Annotated in this window: 12 protein-coding genes and 1 tRNA gene; 10 read left to right on the forward strand and 3 right to left on the reverse strand. The window is 40.1% G+C overall.

Going from position 1 to position 15,672, the window contains the following annotated elements:
* The first annotated feature begins 2 nt into the window (after positions 1 to 2).
* Complete coding sequence (locus P8O16_RS05990; protein WP_300311941.1) at positions 3 to 1,928, forward strand: AAA domain-containing protein; 1,926 nt, start codon at positions 3 to 5, stop codon at positions 1,926 to 1,928.
* A gap of 13 nt (positions 1,929 to 1,941) precedes the next feature.
* On the opposite strand, the gene P8O16_RS05995 is transcribed toward P8O16_RS05990, so the two are convergent.
* Entirely contained in the window at positions 1,942 to 2,463 is a 522-nt protein-coding gene (locus tag P8O16_RS05995; protein ID WP_300311944.1) for a DUF4924 family protein, read from the reverse strand.
* A 307-nt stretch (positions 2,464 to 2,770) separates the two neighbouring features.
* Between P8O16_RS05995 and lepA the strand changes: the two genes are divergently transcribed.
* The 6 genes from lepA to P8O16_RS06025 all read left to right on the forward strand — a co-directional run bounded on the left by lepA (position 2,771) and on the right by P8O16_RS06025 (position 9,326).
* A complete protein-coding gene (gene lepA, locus P8O16_RS06000) occupies positions 2,771 to 4,564 on the forward strand; it encodes a translation elongation factor 4 (RefSeq protein WP_300311973.1) in 1,794 nt (597 codons plus the stop codon).
* Positions 4,565 to 4,666: 102 nt separating this feature from the next.
* On the forward strand, positions 4,667 to 5,020 hold the full coding sequence (locus tag P8O16_RS06005) for a four helix bundle protein (RefSeq protein ID WP_300311946.1): 354 nt from the start codon (positions 4,667 to 4,669) through the stop codon (positions 5,018 to 5,020).
* A gap of 90 nt (positions 5,021 to 5,110) precedes the next feature.
* Positions 5,111 to 5,992 (forward strand): bifunctional 5,10-methylenetetrahydrofolate dehydrogenase/5,10-methenyltetrahydrofolate cyclohydrolase, encoded by an 882-nt coding sequence (locus P8O16_RS06010; protein WP_300311948.1) that lies wholly within the window; start codon positions 5,111 to 5,113, stop codon positions 5,990 to 5,992.
* 72 nt (positions 5,993 to 6,064) lie between these two features.
* A tRNA-Leu gene (locus tag P8O16_RS06015) sits at positions 6,065 to 6,148 on the forward strand.
* A gap of 92 nt (positions 6,149 to 6,240) precedes the next feature.
* Positions 6,241 to 6,783, forward strand: a complete 543-nt coding sequence (locus tag P8O16_RS06020; protein WP_300311951.1) for a DsrE family protein — start codon at positions 6,241 to 6,243, stop codon at positions 6,781 to 6,783.
* Between the two features lie 38 nt (positions 6,784 to 6,821).
* Positions 6,822 to 9,326 (forward strand): ATP-binding protein, encoded by a 2,505-nt coding sequence (locus P8O16_RS06025; RefSeq protein ID WP_300311955.1) that lies wholly within the window; start codon positions 6,822 to 6,824, stop codon positions 9,324 to 9,326.
* A gap of 120 nt (positions 9,327 to 9,446) precedes the next feature.
* On the opposite strand, the gene P8O16_RS06030 is transcribed toward P8O16_RS06025, so the two are convergent.
* Together P8O16_RS06030 and P8O16_RS06035 are read right to left on the reverse strand one after the other, a co-directional pair.
* Positions 9,447 to 10,862: a sigma-54 dependent transcriptional regulator gene (locus tag P8O16_RS06030; RefSeq protein WP_300311958.1), complete on the reverse strand. Its 1,416-nt coding sequence runs from the start codon at positions 10,860 to 10,862 to the stop codon at positions 9,447 to 9,449.
* 79 nt (positions 10,863 to 10,941) lie between these two features.
* A complete protein-coding gene (locus tag P8O16_RS06035; RefSeq protein WP_300311961.1) occupies positions 10,942 to 11,265 on the reverse strand; it encodes a hypothetical protein in 324 nt (107 codons plus the stop codon).
* 338 nt (positions 11,266 to 11,603) lie between these two features.
* On the opposite strand from P8O16_RS06035, the gene P8O16_RS06040 reads away from it, so the two are divergent.
* The 3 genes from P8O16_RS06040 (at position 11,604) to P8O16_RS06050 (ending at position 15,546) form a co-directional block, all read left to right on the forward strand.
* Positions 11,604 to 13,487: an amidophosphoribosyltransferase gene (locus tag P8O16_RS06040; RefSeq protein ID WP_300311964.1), complete on the forward strand. Its 1,884-nt coding sequence runs from the start codon at positions 11,604 to 11,606 to the stop codon at positions 13,485 to 13,487.
* A 122-nt stretch (positions 13,488 to 13,609) separates the two neighbouring features.
* On the forward strand, positions 13,610 to 14,662 hold the full coding sequence (locus P8O16_RS06045) for a M42 family metallopeptidase (RefSeq protein WP_300311967.1): 1,053 nt from the start codon (positions 13,610 to 13,612) through the stop codon (positions 14,660 to 14,662).
* 68 nt (positions 14,663 to 14,730) lie between these two features.
* Entirely contained in the window at positions 14,731 to 15,546 is an 816-nt protein-coding gene (locus P8O16_RS06050) for a DUF1080 domain-containing protein (protein ID WP_300311970.1), read from the forward strand.
* Positions 15,547 to 15,672 lie beyond the last annotated feature (126 nt).

Raw genomic sequence — 15,672 nt, forward strand, 5'->3', positions numbered from 1 at the left:
TGATGCCAAATATAGAAGAAGAATTAAAGCAAGGACTTAAACTTTTGAAATTGGAGTGGCAGGAAGATCTGGCGCAATACCAGAAGAAGTTCCTGAATACCAGCCTTGCTGAGAAGAAAAAAGAAGGCATAACTTGGCATCCGATTCAGCTGAAGAAAAGTAAAATTGGGATGGGAGAGCGGCTGTTGGTGGAGATCGAGCGATTGGATTCCAAATATCCCTCTTCTTTCAGTTCGGGTAAGTCGGTATCATTTTTTAGTACACAGGAAGGTTATCAATCCACAGAAAACCGGGTGAACGGTGTGGTTAATCAGGTCAAGAAAGATTCTATGGTTGTGACGCTTCAGGCTGATGAACTGCCTGATTGGATGGATAGTAATCGTCTGGGGGTAGATTTGCTTTTTGATGAGGCGAGTTATCGGGAGATGGAGTTTGCACTGAAAAAAGTAATTGCTGCCGATAATTCTAGACTCAAAGAACTTCGGGAGATTTTGTTGGGAGAGGGCAAGGCCTATTTTTCTGAAAAAAGAAGAGCTACGATTTTGGGATTAAATGATTCCCAAAATCAAGCTTGCGAATTGATAGCCAATGCCAAAGATGTAGCGATCGTTCATGGTCCTCCCGGTACAGGGAAGACTACCACTTTGATTGAAGCGATTGAGGAAGCGGTGATTTCCAATCAATCCATCTTAGTCTGCGCGCCAAGCAATGCGGCTGTAGATCTATTGGTTGAAAAATTGACCGATCGAGGAATCCAAACGCTTCGACTGGGACATCCTGCGAGAGTAGAGGAGAAGATTCTGAATCAGACCTTGGATGCTAAGACAGCATTTCATGACAGTTATAGAGACTTGAAAAAGCTCAGAAAAGAAACCAACCAGTACCTGAATCTTGCAAAGCAATACAAGCGAAACTTTGGTCCTGAGGAGCGAGCACAGCGTAAATTGATGTATGCGGAAGTTTCACGAATTCGGGAAGCTGCAAAAGCCTTGGAAGAGTATATTCAGTTTGACATTTTCCAACGAACGCAGGTTTTTGCCACAACTTTGGTAGGGGCTTCATCTTACCATTTGAAAGGAATGACATTTGATGTGGTTTTTATTGACGAGGCCGCTCAAGGTTTGGAGGCCGCTTCTTGGATTCCAATTCTGAAGGCTAAAAAAGTGGTTTTTGCAGGTGATCATTTCCAGCTTCCACCCACAATTAAATCTTTTCAAGCGGCCAAAGATGGTTTGTCAAAGACCCTTTTTGAAAAAACCATTTTGAGAAACCCACAAGCTGCAAAATTGCTGGATCTTCAATACCGGATGCCAGAAGTGATTATGGGTTTCTCGAATGAATGGTTTTACAAAGGCAAATTGAAAGCAGCGGAAAACACTAAAAGTCATGAATTCCCAAATGAATCAGCGATGGAATGGATTGATACAGCAGGATCGGGCTATTCCGAACAAGTCGAATCCGAAAGTCTCAGCACTTTCAACCCAGAGGAAGCCAAGTTTGCCTGTGAACATCTGAATAACGTGATCAAATCTATCGGGATGGCCAAATTCAAAGAAGAAGGCTGGAATATTGGCTTGATAGCACCTTATGGAGCGCAAGTTCGCCTGATTCGGAGTTTGATTTTTGAGACTTTTGACTTCCCTAATTTGAAGACTTTGAGCGAGCAGATTACTATTGATACGGTAGATGGCTTTCAGGGACAGGAGCGGGACTTGATGCTGATTTCACTGACTCGATCCAATGATCGGGGCGAAATTGGATTCCTATCTGAGGCCAGAAGGATGAATGTAGCACTCACCCGTGCCAAGCGAAAACTAGTTTTGATCGGGGATAGTAGCACCCTGGCAGTGCATCCTTTCTTCGATTCCTTACTTGGTTATGTGGAGGAAAAAGGCGGTTACCGGAGTGTATGGGAGTTTTTAGGTTGAAATTGGATCAGGATTAAGCCTCTTTAAAACTTAAACTTAGCAAGCTCAAAACCTCTCCAAAAGCCTCAGTAGATTGAAGTTGTTTATCACTGACTTTATTGCCTAGTAGTCGACAGAGTAATAAGCCATATACTCCATTAAGGCAGATTTGAATTTCATTTCCTAGATCTTTTCCCTCTGCTTGTACGATTGCCTCGAGAATATGTGGCTTAGCTTTGTTGTAGATTTCAAAATAAGAACGATCTATTTTCAGTAGTTTCCAGTGAATTTGAGCCAATTCTTCTACCAGTTTATTCAACTGACTTAAATGTCCTTTTTCAAGAATCCCTTCAGATTTCATTTGAGCGATAAGTTCGCCAAACCAAACCGAAATATCGATTTTTTCTTCGTCTGAAACCGGATATTTGGATACTACATATTTATCTATTTCCTTGATGTCACCCTGATAAGATCGAATCAAATCTTCCATTTGATACATGTAAATCAAGTATTCAGCGATATTTTGGGATTTTTTATTTTCTGCTACAGATTTCATCTTTTCGATTTTGAGTGATAAAGTTAAAAAGCGAATCACATTTGGATAGCCTAATCAAGAAATACTATTGAAATACAGTAGAAATAATTCGTCCTTCGGAAAAGGAAATACTTTTTTGAATCGAAAACTTCCTGGAGGAGGAGTTATTTTTCCGAAGGCTTATTTCACCTTGCGAAGCGAAGTGTATTTACATTTTATTTCACTAGCCCTTAATGTCCTGCTCTATTTCCTGCTAAGATTTGAACTGCCTCATTTCATCTAAATTGAAGGCTAATTGTCCTTCTTTTTTACTATTTTTGCGCCCGAAATGAATATGAAAAACATCAGAAATTTCTGTATCATCGCCCATATCGACCATGGGAAGAGTACATTGGCGGATAGATTACTGCAGGAAACCGATACCGTAGCGGATCGCGACATGCAGAATCAGTTGTTGGATAATATGGATCTGGAGCGGGAGCGTGGTATCACGATCAAGTCTCATGCGATCCAGATGAAGTACACGCATGAGGGAGAGGTTTATACCTTAAACCTCATAGATACTCCTGGTCACGTGGATTTTTCCTACGAGGTTTCCCGTTCGATTGCTGCCTGCGAGGGGGCATTATTGATTGTGGATGCATCCCAAGGAGTTGAAGCTCAGACGATTTCAAATCTCTATTTGGCTTTAGGTCATGATCTTGAAATCATCCCTGTCTTAAATAAAATTGATCTTCCGGGAGCTGATCCTGAGGCGGTTGCTGATGAGGTGATCGACTTGATCGGTTGTGATAGAGAGGATATTATTTTGGCTTCAGGAAAAGCTGGTATTGGTATCGACGATATTTTGAAAGCAGTTGTAACACGAATTCCTGCGCCAAAAGGTGATCCGGATGCACCGCTTCAGGCGATGATTTTTGATTCGGTTTACAATTCCTTTCGTGGGGTAGAAGTGATATTCCGGATTTTCAACGGCACCTTCAGCAAAGGCGATAAAATCAAATTCGTCAATACAGGCAAAGAATACGAGGCGGATGAAATTGGAATCTTAGGACTCAATCAGATTCCTCAGCAAACGATGTCTGCAGGAAATGTGGGCTACCTGATCTCAGGAGTGAAAGTGGCTAAAGAAATCAAAGTTGGAGATACGATCACTCATGTAAAACGACCATGTGACGCAGCGATTCAAGGTTTTGAAAACGTTAAGCCAATGGTATTTGCCGGAATTTATCCAGTAGAGACTACGGACTATGAAGAGCTTCGTTATTCCATGGAAAAACTCCAGTTGAATGATGCCTCTTTAGTTTGGGAGCCTGAGACTTCCATGGCTTTAGGCTTTGGATTCCGCTGCGGATTCTTGGGAATGTTGCACATGGAGATCATTCAGGAGCGATTGGAGCGGGAGTTTGATATGACTGTGATTACGACGGTACCATCCGTACAGTTCAAAGCTCTGATGACCAACGATACTGTTCAGTTGATCAATGCTCCTTCGGATATGCCAGATCCTACTCGGATGAAGCATATTGAAGAGCCTTATGTGAAAGCATCTATCATTACGGCGGCAGAATATGTAGGTGCGGTGATTACCCTTTGTATGGAAAAACGAGGTCAGATCAAAAATCAGATCTATCTGACTTCAGAGCGGGTAGAATTGACTTTCGATATGCCTTTGGCCGAGATTGTATTTGATTTCTTCGATAAGTTAAAAACTATTTCAAGGGGATACGCTTCCCTAGATTATGAATTGATCGGTTACCAAGTTTCACATATGGTGAGATTGGATGTGATGTTGAATGGTGAACCAGTCGATGCGCTTTCAGCAATCGTTCATAGAGATAAGGCTTATGATTGGGGCCGAAGACTTTGCGAAAAGTTGAAGGAATTGGTGCCGCGCCAAATGTTTGAAATTGCCATTCAGGCTGCAATCGGACAGAAGATTATTGCCAGAGAAACTGTAAAGGCGATGCGTAAAAACGTATTGGCGAAGTGTTATGGAGGTGATATTTCCCGTAAGCGAAAACTTCTCGAAAAGCAGAAAAAAGGTAAAAAGCGAATGAGACAAGTCGGAAACGTCGAGGTGCCACAGGAGGCTTTTATGGCGGTGCTGAAGCTGGACTAATCTGATTTACGATTTAAGAAGAACGATTTACGAGATTTCCTTGTACCTCCATCTTCTATTTTCATAGGCAAGTTTTTAGATTTAGTTCTAAATGAACGGCATATGAAACAGGAAATGATCAGAAGAACAAAGCAGTTTGCTATTGATGTTTGGCGATTGTGTTCTAAGATGCCGCATTCCAGAGAGTACAATAGTTATATAAATCAGTTAATCAGAAGTTCCAGTTCTGTTGCTGCCAATTATAGAGAGGTTACCAGGGCAAAATCAAAAGCTGATTTTATTAATAAATTAAAAATAGTGGAGGAGGAAGCCGACGAAAGTCAATTCTTTCTTGAAGTGATAGATGAATTAAACGACAATTTGGAGTTGTCATCGGAAATCAAACGACTTATTAAAGAAGCAAATGAGCTAGTAGCTATCGTAGTTGCTAGTATTAAAACAGCAAGATCCTCTTAATTCTAAAATAGATTTTCAGGATAAATATATAATTCAAGGGTTGGAGTTCCAGAGGATCTCGTAAATCCAAAATCGTAATTCGTAAATCATATGATCTTAATTGACGGTAAAAAAACATCCTCTGATATCAAATCAGAAATCGCTGCCCGTGTAGCTGAAATCAAAGCTGAAGGAGGTAAAATACCGCATCTAGCCGCGATTTTAGTCGGAAGTGACGGAGCAAGCCAAACTTATGTAAATGCAAAAGTTAAGGCATGTGGAGAATGTGGTTTTGAGTCAACTTTGGTAAGATTAGATGAGACAGTTTCTGAAGCTGAACTTTTGAAAGTAGTGGAAGAGATCAATGAGAATCCTGAAATCGATGGATTGATTGTGCAATTACCACTTCCAAAGCATATCTCTGTGGAGAAAGTGACCAATAAGATCAAGCCGGAGAAGGATGTTGATGGTTTTACGCCTGCCAACGTAGGAAGAATGGCTTTGAACTGGCCAGCATATGTGGCAGCAACTCCTTATGGAATCATCGAATTGCTAAAAAGATATGATATTGAGACCTCAGGAAAGCATTGCGTAGTGATCGGAAGAAGTCATATCGTGGGAAGTCCGATGAGTATTCTGATGGCTAGAAATGGCTATCCTGGAAATGCAACCGTGACTTTGACGCATAGCCGAACCAAAAATTTGGAGGAAATTGCTCGCTCTGCAGATATTTTGATCGTAGCCTTAGGTAAGCCTGAGTTTGTTACCGCGGATATGGTGAAGCCTGGTGCAGTGGTAATCGATGTGGGAATTCACCGTATAGAAGATTCCTCAAAGAAATCAGGTTTTAGATTGATTGGGGATGTTAAGTTTGACGAAGTAGCAGCGAAGGCTTCCGCAATCACACCTGTTCCAGGTGGAGTGGGACCGATGACGATAGCTTCCTTACTATACAATACCCTGCTTTCTGCAGAAAAGAAAGTTTATTCTTGAAAATAATCCGAAAAGGTTTCAATCGGGTTTGCATCAGTTGAACTCGAATGATACTTTTGCAAACCAATAACCGCGCACGTGGTGAAACTGGTAGACACGCCAGCTTGAGGGGCTGGTGCTTTAAGTAGTGTGGAAGTTCGAATCTTCTCGTGCGCACAGAAAGCTCTGAATTTATTCAGAGCTTTTTTATTAGTGGCTATTTCTATCGGAAGATTTTTCCTACTTTTTCAGCCTAAAAATATCCATCTATGAAACTTACCAGCACACTAGGCCTTTTTCTAATTTTATTGTTTTCCACCACTTTCAGTTTTGCCCAAACTGCCCAGTTCCCAATTGTAAAAGGATTCGGAGGAATCTATGAAATCAAAGATGCTGTAGAACGGCCAGATCCTTCACTAGAATATAAGATTATCATTGACATGACTACAGGTGCAGATAATCCAGCAGAAATTAGCCGGTGGGTGGATAATATTGCCCGACTGATGAATCTGCATGGTTTAGCTGGAGTGCCTCAGGATCGAATCCATGTAAAGGTGGTTATTCATGGTGGCGCAATTTTCACACTGCTTACAGATGAAAATTATCAAGAGCGAAATAAAATAGATAATCCTAATTTGAAAGTTTATGAAGCCCTAAAGGCTGCTGGAGCAGAATTTTTTGTCTGTGGACAGTCGATGGTTGCTCGAAAACTTGATAAAAGCGATCTATGGCCAGGGGTTAAAATTGCTCATTCAGCATTGACAACGATAACTACTTACGTGCCCCAAGGCTACACTTTGCTCAAGTTCTAAACTTCTGGAATAATTATTGGGCGTAAATTACTTCACAGATGAAGAAGCTAACCCCAAAAGTCAATACTGCCAGTAAAGTCATTATAGGATTTTTCTTTGCAGCTATCTTCTTGATCGGAATCTCAGGACTGACTTATTATACCCTCAACCGTATGCTTGAGACGATGGATGAATTGTCTCAGCCTAATCAGAAACTTAATGTCCTCAATGAGCTGCAAACTGAAATAATTCAAATTACTCAGGTCAGTCAGGGGGATACAGCTGTTGATATTCGAGTCAAAGATTCTACTGTCCTCTCATTGAATTCTAAACTTGATCAGTTGGAAGCTTTGGCTCTTGATACTCTCGAGTCTGGCTATATTAAACGGATTAGAGGTAATATTCCCTCACTTGTTACCGGATATCTTGATCTTTACGAAGTAAAGAACAATCTAGCTAACCGTAATTTTACTCAAGAAGCCCTCCGGAAAGTAGAATTGGGAATCAGAAGAAGAGCCTCATTGGCAGAGATTCAGCCCTTGAAAAGAATTAATCCTCAGGAGTATTTGCTGGATGCGACCCGCAAGCCAATTTCAACCAATCAGGAACTGCAGATTACGGAGTCTTCCCAAGTGGAAAATAAATTGGTCAAATACCTTCAGGATCTCCAAAATCAAAACTACAAGGAACTTGGTCAGAAAAAGCCACAGGCATTGGATAGCGTCCTGTATGGAATCAGAAATGTAATCAAAAGAATATATTGGGAAGAATCCTCCCAGCGTCAAAAGTTGGCCAGTATGGAATCTGAACTTTCGCTCAAGCAAAGTGAAATTGTAGGGACGATCCAAAATCTGGTTGCGACACTCCAAAAACGAGCTTTGGAAGAGTCAAATCAAAAGAATGAGTCAGCTTATGGGTTGAGTTATGACGTTACCATGTTTTTGATTGTTATAGTAATCATTGCGATTTTTGGAATCTCCTTAATGATTTATTCTATTCTCAAGGAGATTAAGCTTACTAAGAGGTATCAGGAAAACTTATTTGAATCTCAGCAAAAGGCAGAGGATCTGGCTCGATCCAAGCAGGAGTTTTTGGCTAATATGAGTCATGAAATACGTAATCCGTTACATGTGATTCAGGGATATCGCTCCGTTTTAGAAAAAAGCGAATTGGACCTCAACCAACAATCACAGCTTCGTATGATTGGTTATGCATCAGACACACTTATGGAAATTGTGGATGAAGTCCTCGATTTTTCCAAGTTAGAAGCAGGTAAACTTAAATTGGAGATAAAAGAATTTGATCCGGAATTACTTTTTGAATCCATTCAAAATTTCTTTGAATTGAAAGCTGTCGAAAAACAGCTTGAATTTAAATGGGAAATGGAGCTCCCTGAAGGGAAATCACTAATTGGTGATCAGCTTCGACTTAAGCAAATACTGAACAATCTACTCAGCAACGCTTTCAAATTCACGATTGAAGGTACTATTGAAGTCAAAATCAAGTGGGGAAATGATACCCTAACTGTAGAAATAAAGGACACCGGCATAGGAATGAGCAAAGAAGTCCTTAAAAGAGTGTTTTTAGAATTTGACCAAGCAGACACCTCCATTTCAAGAAAGTATGGTGGGACTGGACTTGGCCTCGCTATTGTTCAGCGACTCATTACACTTATAGGGGGAACGATCACAGCCGAAAGTGCTGAGAATGTTGGAACAAAAATGACTTTGAGCTTGCCTTTACTTGCCGGTGACGCGATTCAGGAGCGAACTGATTCGCAAGCGCAATCTCTGGATCTCACGGGATTACAAATCTTATTGGCAGATGATGATCCGGTGGGGATAAAATATCTTGAGACGATCTTAAATTATTTTGGAGCTTCTTGTATTTGCTATAATGGTGGAGTGTCATTCAGAGATGATTTTAAGCATGAGCATTTTGATCTTGCCATTTTAGATATTCAGATGCCTGAATATTCTGGATTCGATGTGGTGAAAAAACTTCGCTCATTTGATCAATATAAGCAATTGCCCATATTGGCAATGACCGCGAATGTTTTTGTCGAAGAGAGGGAAAGTCTGTTGAATGCTGGTTTTGATGATCTTTTAATAAAACCTTTTCAAGAAAATGCCTTGATTGATACCATCGGAAAATATTTTACTGATAGAGTCCTCAATAAAAATGAGCAAAAAAACAGCATTTCTGAATTTGCGGAAAGCTATCAACTTTCTGATCTGAGAAGATTTTGTATGGACGACGAGCAACTCCTGAATGATATAATCAGTGAGTTGGTTCTTCAAACTCGAAAGGAGTTACAAGAATTGAAAAAAGCCTGGCTGAACAACCGATTTGAAAATATCCTTGAAATTTCCCATCAAATGGCAAGTAGGCTAGGGCAAATCAAAAGTCCTGCCTCCAGAATCGCTAGAAAAATAGAGACAAATCTCAAAATGAGCAATAAAAATGGATTAGCAGAATTGCTAAGTCAATTAGATAAAGAAGTCGGTTCCTTGCTTGATGAGCTGTCGAGAAGACCAATCTTGGTGAAAGAGGAATCGGATTAGTGCTCTCTTGCCGATGAAGAGTAGTATTTTAATTCATTTTCAGATACTTAATCTCAAATATTAGCTCTATTGGAACGCTGGCGACAATCGCATTCCATTAGTTAGTGGCAATGAATTTTTTTACTCGTTCAAGCCATATTTATCCATTTTACTGTAAAGCGTTTTTCGGTCCATTTTTAGGATTCGGGCAGTTTTTGATTTATTGAATTTTGTATCCATCAACACTTTTTGAATCAGATTTTTTTCTTGCTCTTCCCATTGACTCTTATAGTCGGTTGGTGAAGAAATAGAACTGTTGCTGGCTTTGCTGGGATCAGCAGTGTCATTGATCAAGTTTATTGAGGTATTAATCTCTTGAATATCAATAGGTAAAGCTTCTTTTTCGACAAGGGGACCTGTGGTCAATAAAACTGCTCTTTTGATGATATTTCGAAGTTCTCTGAGATTTCCAGGCCAATCGTACCCTAAGAAAAAATCCCATACATCATTTGAAAAACCTTTTACATTTTTTCCAAGGCGATTATTACTTTCAATCAGAAATTCGTTCGCAAATTCCTCCAAATCGGTCTTCCGGTCTCGTAATGGAATCGCTTTAAGAGTAAATTCATTGAGGCGGTGGTAAAGATCTTCCCTGAAATTCCCTGTTCCCGTCTGCTGAAAAAGGTTTTCATTGGTTGCGGCAATGATTCTCAAGTCAACTTCGATTTCTTTGTTTCCTCCGATCTTCCGGATTTTCCGTTCCTGAATCGCACGAAGAAGCTGTACTTGTACCTCATAGTTTAAATTTCCTACTTCATCCAGAAAAATAGTCCCACCATTTGCACGTTCAAAGTGGCCTGTTTTATTATCCAATGCACCAGTAAATGCTCCTTTAACATGTCCAAATAGTTCACTTCCAGCAAGCTCTTTTGGAAGTGCACCACAGTCAATTGCGATGAATGGACCATTTTTTCTAGCAGAAAAATCATGAATTCGTTTAGAAATAAGCTCTTTACCTGTTCCTGTTTCTCCCAGAACCAATACGCTCAGATCGGTAGGAGCCACGAGTTGAATATGTTTTTCTAATTTCTCGGCTTCCATCGAAGTGCCTACCACGTAATTGTTTTTGAAAGTAGCCGGAGTAATAGATTGACTTTTTTGTGTAACACTTTCTTGAACACTTAAGGAAGAAGTTAGCTTTTCAGAGAGTGACTCCTTCACCGTTGCAAGAAGCTCGTCAGGGTTGATAGGTTTGGTGATGTATTCAAAAGCCCCAAGTTTCATTGCCTTGATCGCTATTCTTATATCAGAATAGTGAGTAATAAGTATGACATGGGTCTGAGGGAAATTACTTTTAGACCATTGTAAAAGTTCCATGCCTGTTCCATCCGGCAAGCGGAAGTCGGCAATGATCAAATCAAACTTAGCATTTGACAAAAGCTGCTGTGCCTCTTTGACTTTCGTCGTAGAATCCACAGAAAATCCATTTTTCTCTAAAAAGTTTTTAACAATTCGGGCGTATGTCAAATCATCCTCAACCAGTAATATCCTTTTCATAAAATTTTGATTTGCATAAACATAACAAAAAAAGCACCAGACAAAATCTGGTGCCTTCTTATTTTAAGAAATGATGATCTTACGCTACGATCTCATTTCCAGCCTCGTCATACTTTTTGGTCAGTTTTTCTTCTGTACCGTTGTCAAAAGTAACTGCAAAATGAGCTTTATCTTCTGGTAAAGAGATCTTCCAAGCTTCTGCTATCGGCAAAGAAGCAATAGTTTCATCTCCAGCGATTGAGGCCTTGACCGCATCCGGCAAAGTTTCAGGATCGATTTTTACTTTTTCTTGCTCTTGTTGAGCCTCAATTCCAACAGGGGAAATTTGAGAAGTTAATTCAATCGGATTTGCCATTGCCGCACCGGCAAATAGCATTGTGGCAATAATGAGTGTCTTTTTCATGACTCTAGTTGGTTTAAGTTAAATTTACTTCTTTAAATAGTTGGATCCGGATCCTATTGTCATTGGATTTGTTCCGCCGACATGTACTACCTATGCGATACCTGTGCCAAGTGCCATGATTTGGATTTTGCGACCTTTTGCTCAAAAATCATGTGGTTAGGTTGTAGAATTAATCCGCATATCGTTCTTAATTTTTTTTAAAATCCTGTAAAAAATTGATTTATAAGACTCTTTTATGGGAATGATAAACCTGAAAGAATAGTAGAACTTTTTTTGACCAAATTTTCTTTTAAAATCAATTAACTTTGAATGACCAAACATAACTTTCTCCTGACTCCATGAGTGACGCGATCAAACACGAGTGCGGCATCGCAATGATAAGGCTGCGAAAACCCGTTCAATATTACATTGACAAATATGGGACAGCAGCTTTTGCCTCAAATAGGCTTTATGTGCTAATGCAAAAACAAATCAATCGTGGACAGGATGGTGCTGGTGTAGCCAATATCAAAATAGACACGAAACCTGGCACTCGGTATATCAGTCGATACCGCTCCATAGAACCATCTGCAGTCAATTTTATCTTTGACAAAATCAATAAGAAGTACAAAAAGGCCAAAAAAATCGGAGGTCATGATGCCCTCACAGATGGAGAGTGGCTCAAAGAAAATATCGCATTTACAGGAGAAGTCTGGCTAGGACACCTTAGATATGGTACACATGGCGAAAACTCAATTGAAACTTGTCATCCCTTTCTAAAGCAGAATAATTGGAGAAGTAGAAACTTGGTCATGGCAGGTAACTTCAACATGACCAACGTGGAGGAGCTGTTTGGGAAGTTGGTGGAACTTGGACAGCACCCTAAGGAAAAAACCGATACGGTTACGGTGATGGAGAAGATCGGACACTTTTTGGATGAAGAGAATCAACGAATCTTCGATAAATACAAGCATAAATTTTCTAACGAGCAGATTACCCAAGTTATTGAAGATGAGTTGGATGTTGCTAGGATTTTAAGAAGATCCTGTCGTGATTTTGACGGTGGCTATGCGATGGCAGGTGTGATTGGAAATGGGTCTGCCTTTGTGGTAAGAGATCCTTCCGGGATTCGTCCTGCTTACTATTATGCTGATGATGAGGTGATTGTTGTAGCTTCGGAGAAGCCAGCTATCAAATCTTCATTCAATATCAACTTCAAAGAAATCAAAGAAATCAAGCCAGGTCATGCGCTTGTTATAAATAAAGATGGCTCTTATTCCGAAGATGAAATCATGCCAGCTCGGGAAAAGAAATCTTGCAGTTTTGAGCGAATTTATTTTTCAAGGGGTACTGATCCAGATATTTATCAGGAGCGAAAGAATCTAGGTAAGGCCTTGATACCTCAGATTCTTAAAGCGATAGATTTTGACTTGAAAAATACCGTTTTCTCATACATTCCCAATACCGCTGAAACTGCTTTTCTTGGGATGATTGAAGGTCTAGAGGATTACCTTTCAGCAAAAAGGAGAGAGATTTTTATAGATGGAAAACCTCATGTTGGTGATCTGGATGAGCTTTTGAATTTCAGACCAAGAGTAGAAAAATTGGTAAGTAAAGATGTAAAGCTTAGAACCTTCATCACAAACGACGATGACCGTGACACTATGGTCGCTAATGTCTACGACACTACTTACGAAGTGATCAAGCCTGGTATTGATACAGTTGTAGTAATTGATGACAGTATCGTAAGAGGAACAACTTTAGAGAAAAGCATTCTGACGACTTTGGATAAATTAAATCCAAAGCGAATTATTATAGTTTCCTCTGCTCCGCAAATTCGATATCCTGATTGTTATGGTATTGATATGTCTAAAATGAAGGAGTTTATAGCATTCCGTGCTGCTTTGGCTTTATTGAAAGAGCATAATATGGATCACATTTTAGATGAAGTGTATGATTCCTGCTTAAATTCTAATTTAGAAATGGAGAATTTTGTAAAAGGAGTCTATAGCAAATTCACTTATGAAGAAGTTTCTGAAAAGGTCGCTCAAATTGTAACCTCTGAGGATATTAAAGCGGAAGTTCAAGTGATTTTTCAAACTGTGGAAAATCTTCATAAATGTATCCCAGATCATACAGGTGATTGGTATTTCACAGGAAACTATCCTACAGAAGGAGGTACCGTGGTAGTAAATAAATCCTTTGTTAACTTCATGGAAGGGAAAACAATCAGAGCCTATTAATACCAAGAATATTTTCAGGGGAAATGAACTCAGCTATTCGAGCTTTAAAATCATGTCCTCAACAATCTCTTTTCTGAGATTTCTAAAATCATATATCTCATATTCTAAATCCTAAATCAACCATGTCTATCAACGTTTCGCTTCTTAAACAAATTTGTGAAATCGCCGGAGCTCCCGGTTTTGAAAAACGAGTTCGTGATTTTGTGATTGAGCAAGTGACTCCGCTTGTAGATGAGGTGAAAGTAGATAATCTGGGCAACGTAATCGCAATCAAGAAAGGGAAGAGAAATCCGGATGGGAAGCGAGTAATGGTTGCTGCTCATATGGATGAGATCGGATTTATAGTGACGCATATTGACGATAAGGGATTTGTAAGATTCCATACACTTGGTGGGTTTGATCCGAAGACTCTTACTGCACAGCGGGTGATCGTCCATGGTAAAACAGACTTGATAGGAGTGATGGGGAGCAAACCTATTCATGTGATGACTACAGAGGAGCGAGCTGTTCTTCCAAAGACCACTGACTTTTTTATCGATTTGGGAATGCCCAAAGAAGAAGTTGAGAAATATATTACCATCGGAGATCCGATCACTCGAGATCGAGAATTGATCGAAATGGGTGATTGTGTCAATTGTAAATCCATAGACAATCGGGTAGCTGTTTTTATCTTGATTGAGACGCTAAAGCAATTGAATAATCCTGCATACGATGTATATGCGACTTTCACAGTGCAGGAGGAAGTTGGACTTCGAGGTGCAAATGTGGCTGCTCATGGAATTAATCCTGATTTTGGAATTGCCTTGGATACCACCATTGCTTTTGATGTACCAGGAGCACAGCCACATGAGAAAGTGACCGAACTGGGAAAAGGAACTGCCATCAAGATTATGGACGCGATGACGATTTGTGATTACCGAATGGTAGAATTTATGAAGCAGATGGCTACCAAAGGGAAAATCTCCTGGCAGCTTGAAATCTTAACTGCGGGAGGTACAGATACAGCAGGAGTGCAGCGAATGGGAAAACAAGGAGCAATAGCTGGTGCAATCTCCATTCCGACAAGACATCTTCACCAAGTAATCGAAATGGCGCACAAGCAAGATATTGCCGATTCGATCGCTTTATTGAAAGCTTGCCTGGAGCAAGTTGATGGATACGACTGGAAGCATTGATTTTCTAATTCGTTAGAATTAGCACCTTCGCTTAACTTTTTTCATATTGTTGTTAAATCCTCAACACTATGAAAAAGACCTTTAGCCCTGTATTTCTTTTTTTATTGATACTCATTTTTGCCGCTTCTTGCCAAAAGTCTGCAGTGCAAGAGGAACTCATTTTGGAAGAATCAAACCTGTCGGATTGGCAAGTGCTCTTCAATGGCAAAGATCTAAGCGGTTGGATTCCAAAAATCCACCATCATCCTACAGGAGAGAATTATGCAAATACCTTTCGGGTAGTCGATGGGATATTAGCTGTGGACTATTCAGACTACGATGGCTTCAATGATCGGTATGGGCACTTGTTTTATGAAAAGCCATTTTCTTCTTTCCATCTGACTTGGGAATACCGGTTTACGGATCAGTGGCTTGAGGATGCCCAAAGCTATACGTACCGAAACAGTGGAGTGATGTTTCATTCACAATCGCCAGAAAGTATTTTGCTGGAGCAGGATTGGCCTATTTCAGTCGAGTATCAGATGCTGGCTGAAGAAAAAGAGGGAGTGGCCCGTCCTACGGGAAATATGTGCTCGCCGGGAACGGATGTTGTTTTCGAAGGAAAGATAGATCCTCGACATTGTATTGAGTCTACCTCTCCAACTTTCAAATGGGACGAATGGGTAAAGGCTGATTTGATTGTCTACGGAGATTCTATTGTCCATCATTTAGTCAATGGTGATACCGTTCTGACTTATTCATTTCCACAAATTGGGGGTGGCGTAGCGAATCGATTTGATCCGGCAATTAAAGTGGATGGGCAGCGATTAACTTCAGGATACATTGGGTTACAAAGTGAAGGTCAGGGAGTGCTTTTTAAAGAGATAAAAATTCGCAAATTGTAATTACAATAGGGATAGTTCATTAAACTGTGTCTAGGTTTAAATTTATGTTTCAAAGGACTGGCAGAGGAGGCCGTAGGCCGACGAAGCCAGTCCTTTGAAAACTAGTTTTTCAGAGGTATTCTTTCT

Source organism: Algoriphagus sp. (assembly GCF_029254265.1).
Classification (GTDB): domain Bacteria; phylum Bacteroidota; class Bacteroidia; order Cytophagales; family Cyclobacteriaceae; genus Algoriphagus.

What these genes read in the sequence shown, in the direction of transcription:
- P8O16_RS05990 (WP_300311941.1), top strand. Translation starts at nt 3, where the DNA reads ATGCCAAATATAGAAGAAGAATTAAAGCAAGGACTTAAACTTTTGAAA.
- P8O16_RS05995 (WP_300311944.1), bottom strand. Translation starts at nt 2,463, where the DNA reads ATGAAATCTGTAGCAGAAAATAAAAAATCCCAAAATATCGCTGAATAC.
- lepA (WP_300311973.1), top strand. Translation starts at nt 2,771, where the DNA reads ATGAATATGAAAAACATCAGAAATTTCTGTATCATCGCCCATATCGAC.
- P8O16_RS06005 (WP_300311946.1), top strand. Translation starts at nt 4,667, where the DNA reads ATGAAACAGGAAATGATCAGAAGAACAAAGCAGTTTGCTATTGATGTT.
- P8O16_RS06010 (WP_300311948.1), top strand. Translation starts at nt 5,111, where the DNA reads ATGATCTTAATTGACGGTAAAAAAACATCCTCTGATATCAAATCAGAA.
- P8O16_RS06020 (WP_300311951.1), top strand. Translation starts at nt 6,241, where the DNA reads ATGAAACTTACCAGCACACTAGGCCTTTTTCTAATTTTATTGTTTTCC.
- P8O16_RS06025 (WP_300311955.1), top strand. Translation starts at nt 6,822, where the DNA reads ATGAAGAAGCTAACCCCAAAAGTCAATACTGCCAGTAAAGTCATTATA.
- P8O16_RS06030 (WP_300311958.1), bottom strand. Translation starts at nt 10,862, where the DNA reads ATGAAAAGGATATTACTGGTTGAGGATGATTTGACATACGCCCGAATT.
- P8O16_RS06035 (WP_300311961.1), bottom strand. Translation starts at nt 11,265, where the DNA reads ATGAAAAAGACACTCATTATTGCCACAATGCTATTTGCCGGTGCGGCA.
- P8O16_RS06040 (WP_300311964.1), top strand. Translation starts at nt 11,604, where the DNA reads ATGAGTGACGCGATCAAACACGAGTGCGGCATCGCAATGATAAGGCTG.
- P8O16_RS06045 (WP_300311967.1), top strand. Translation starts at nt 13,610, where the DNA reads ATGTCTATCAACGTTTCGCTTCTTAAACAAATTTGTGAAATCGCCGGA.
- P8O16_RS06050 (WP_300311970.1), top strand. Translation starts at nt 14,731, where the DNA reads ATGAAAAAGACCTTTAGCCCTGTATTTCTTTTTTTATTGATACTCATT.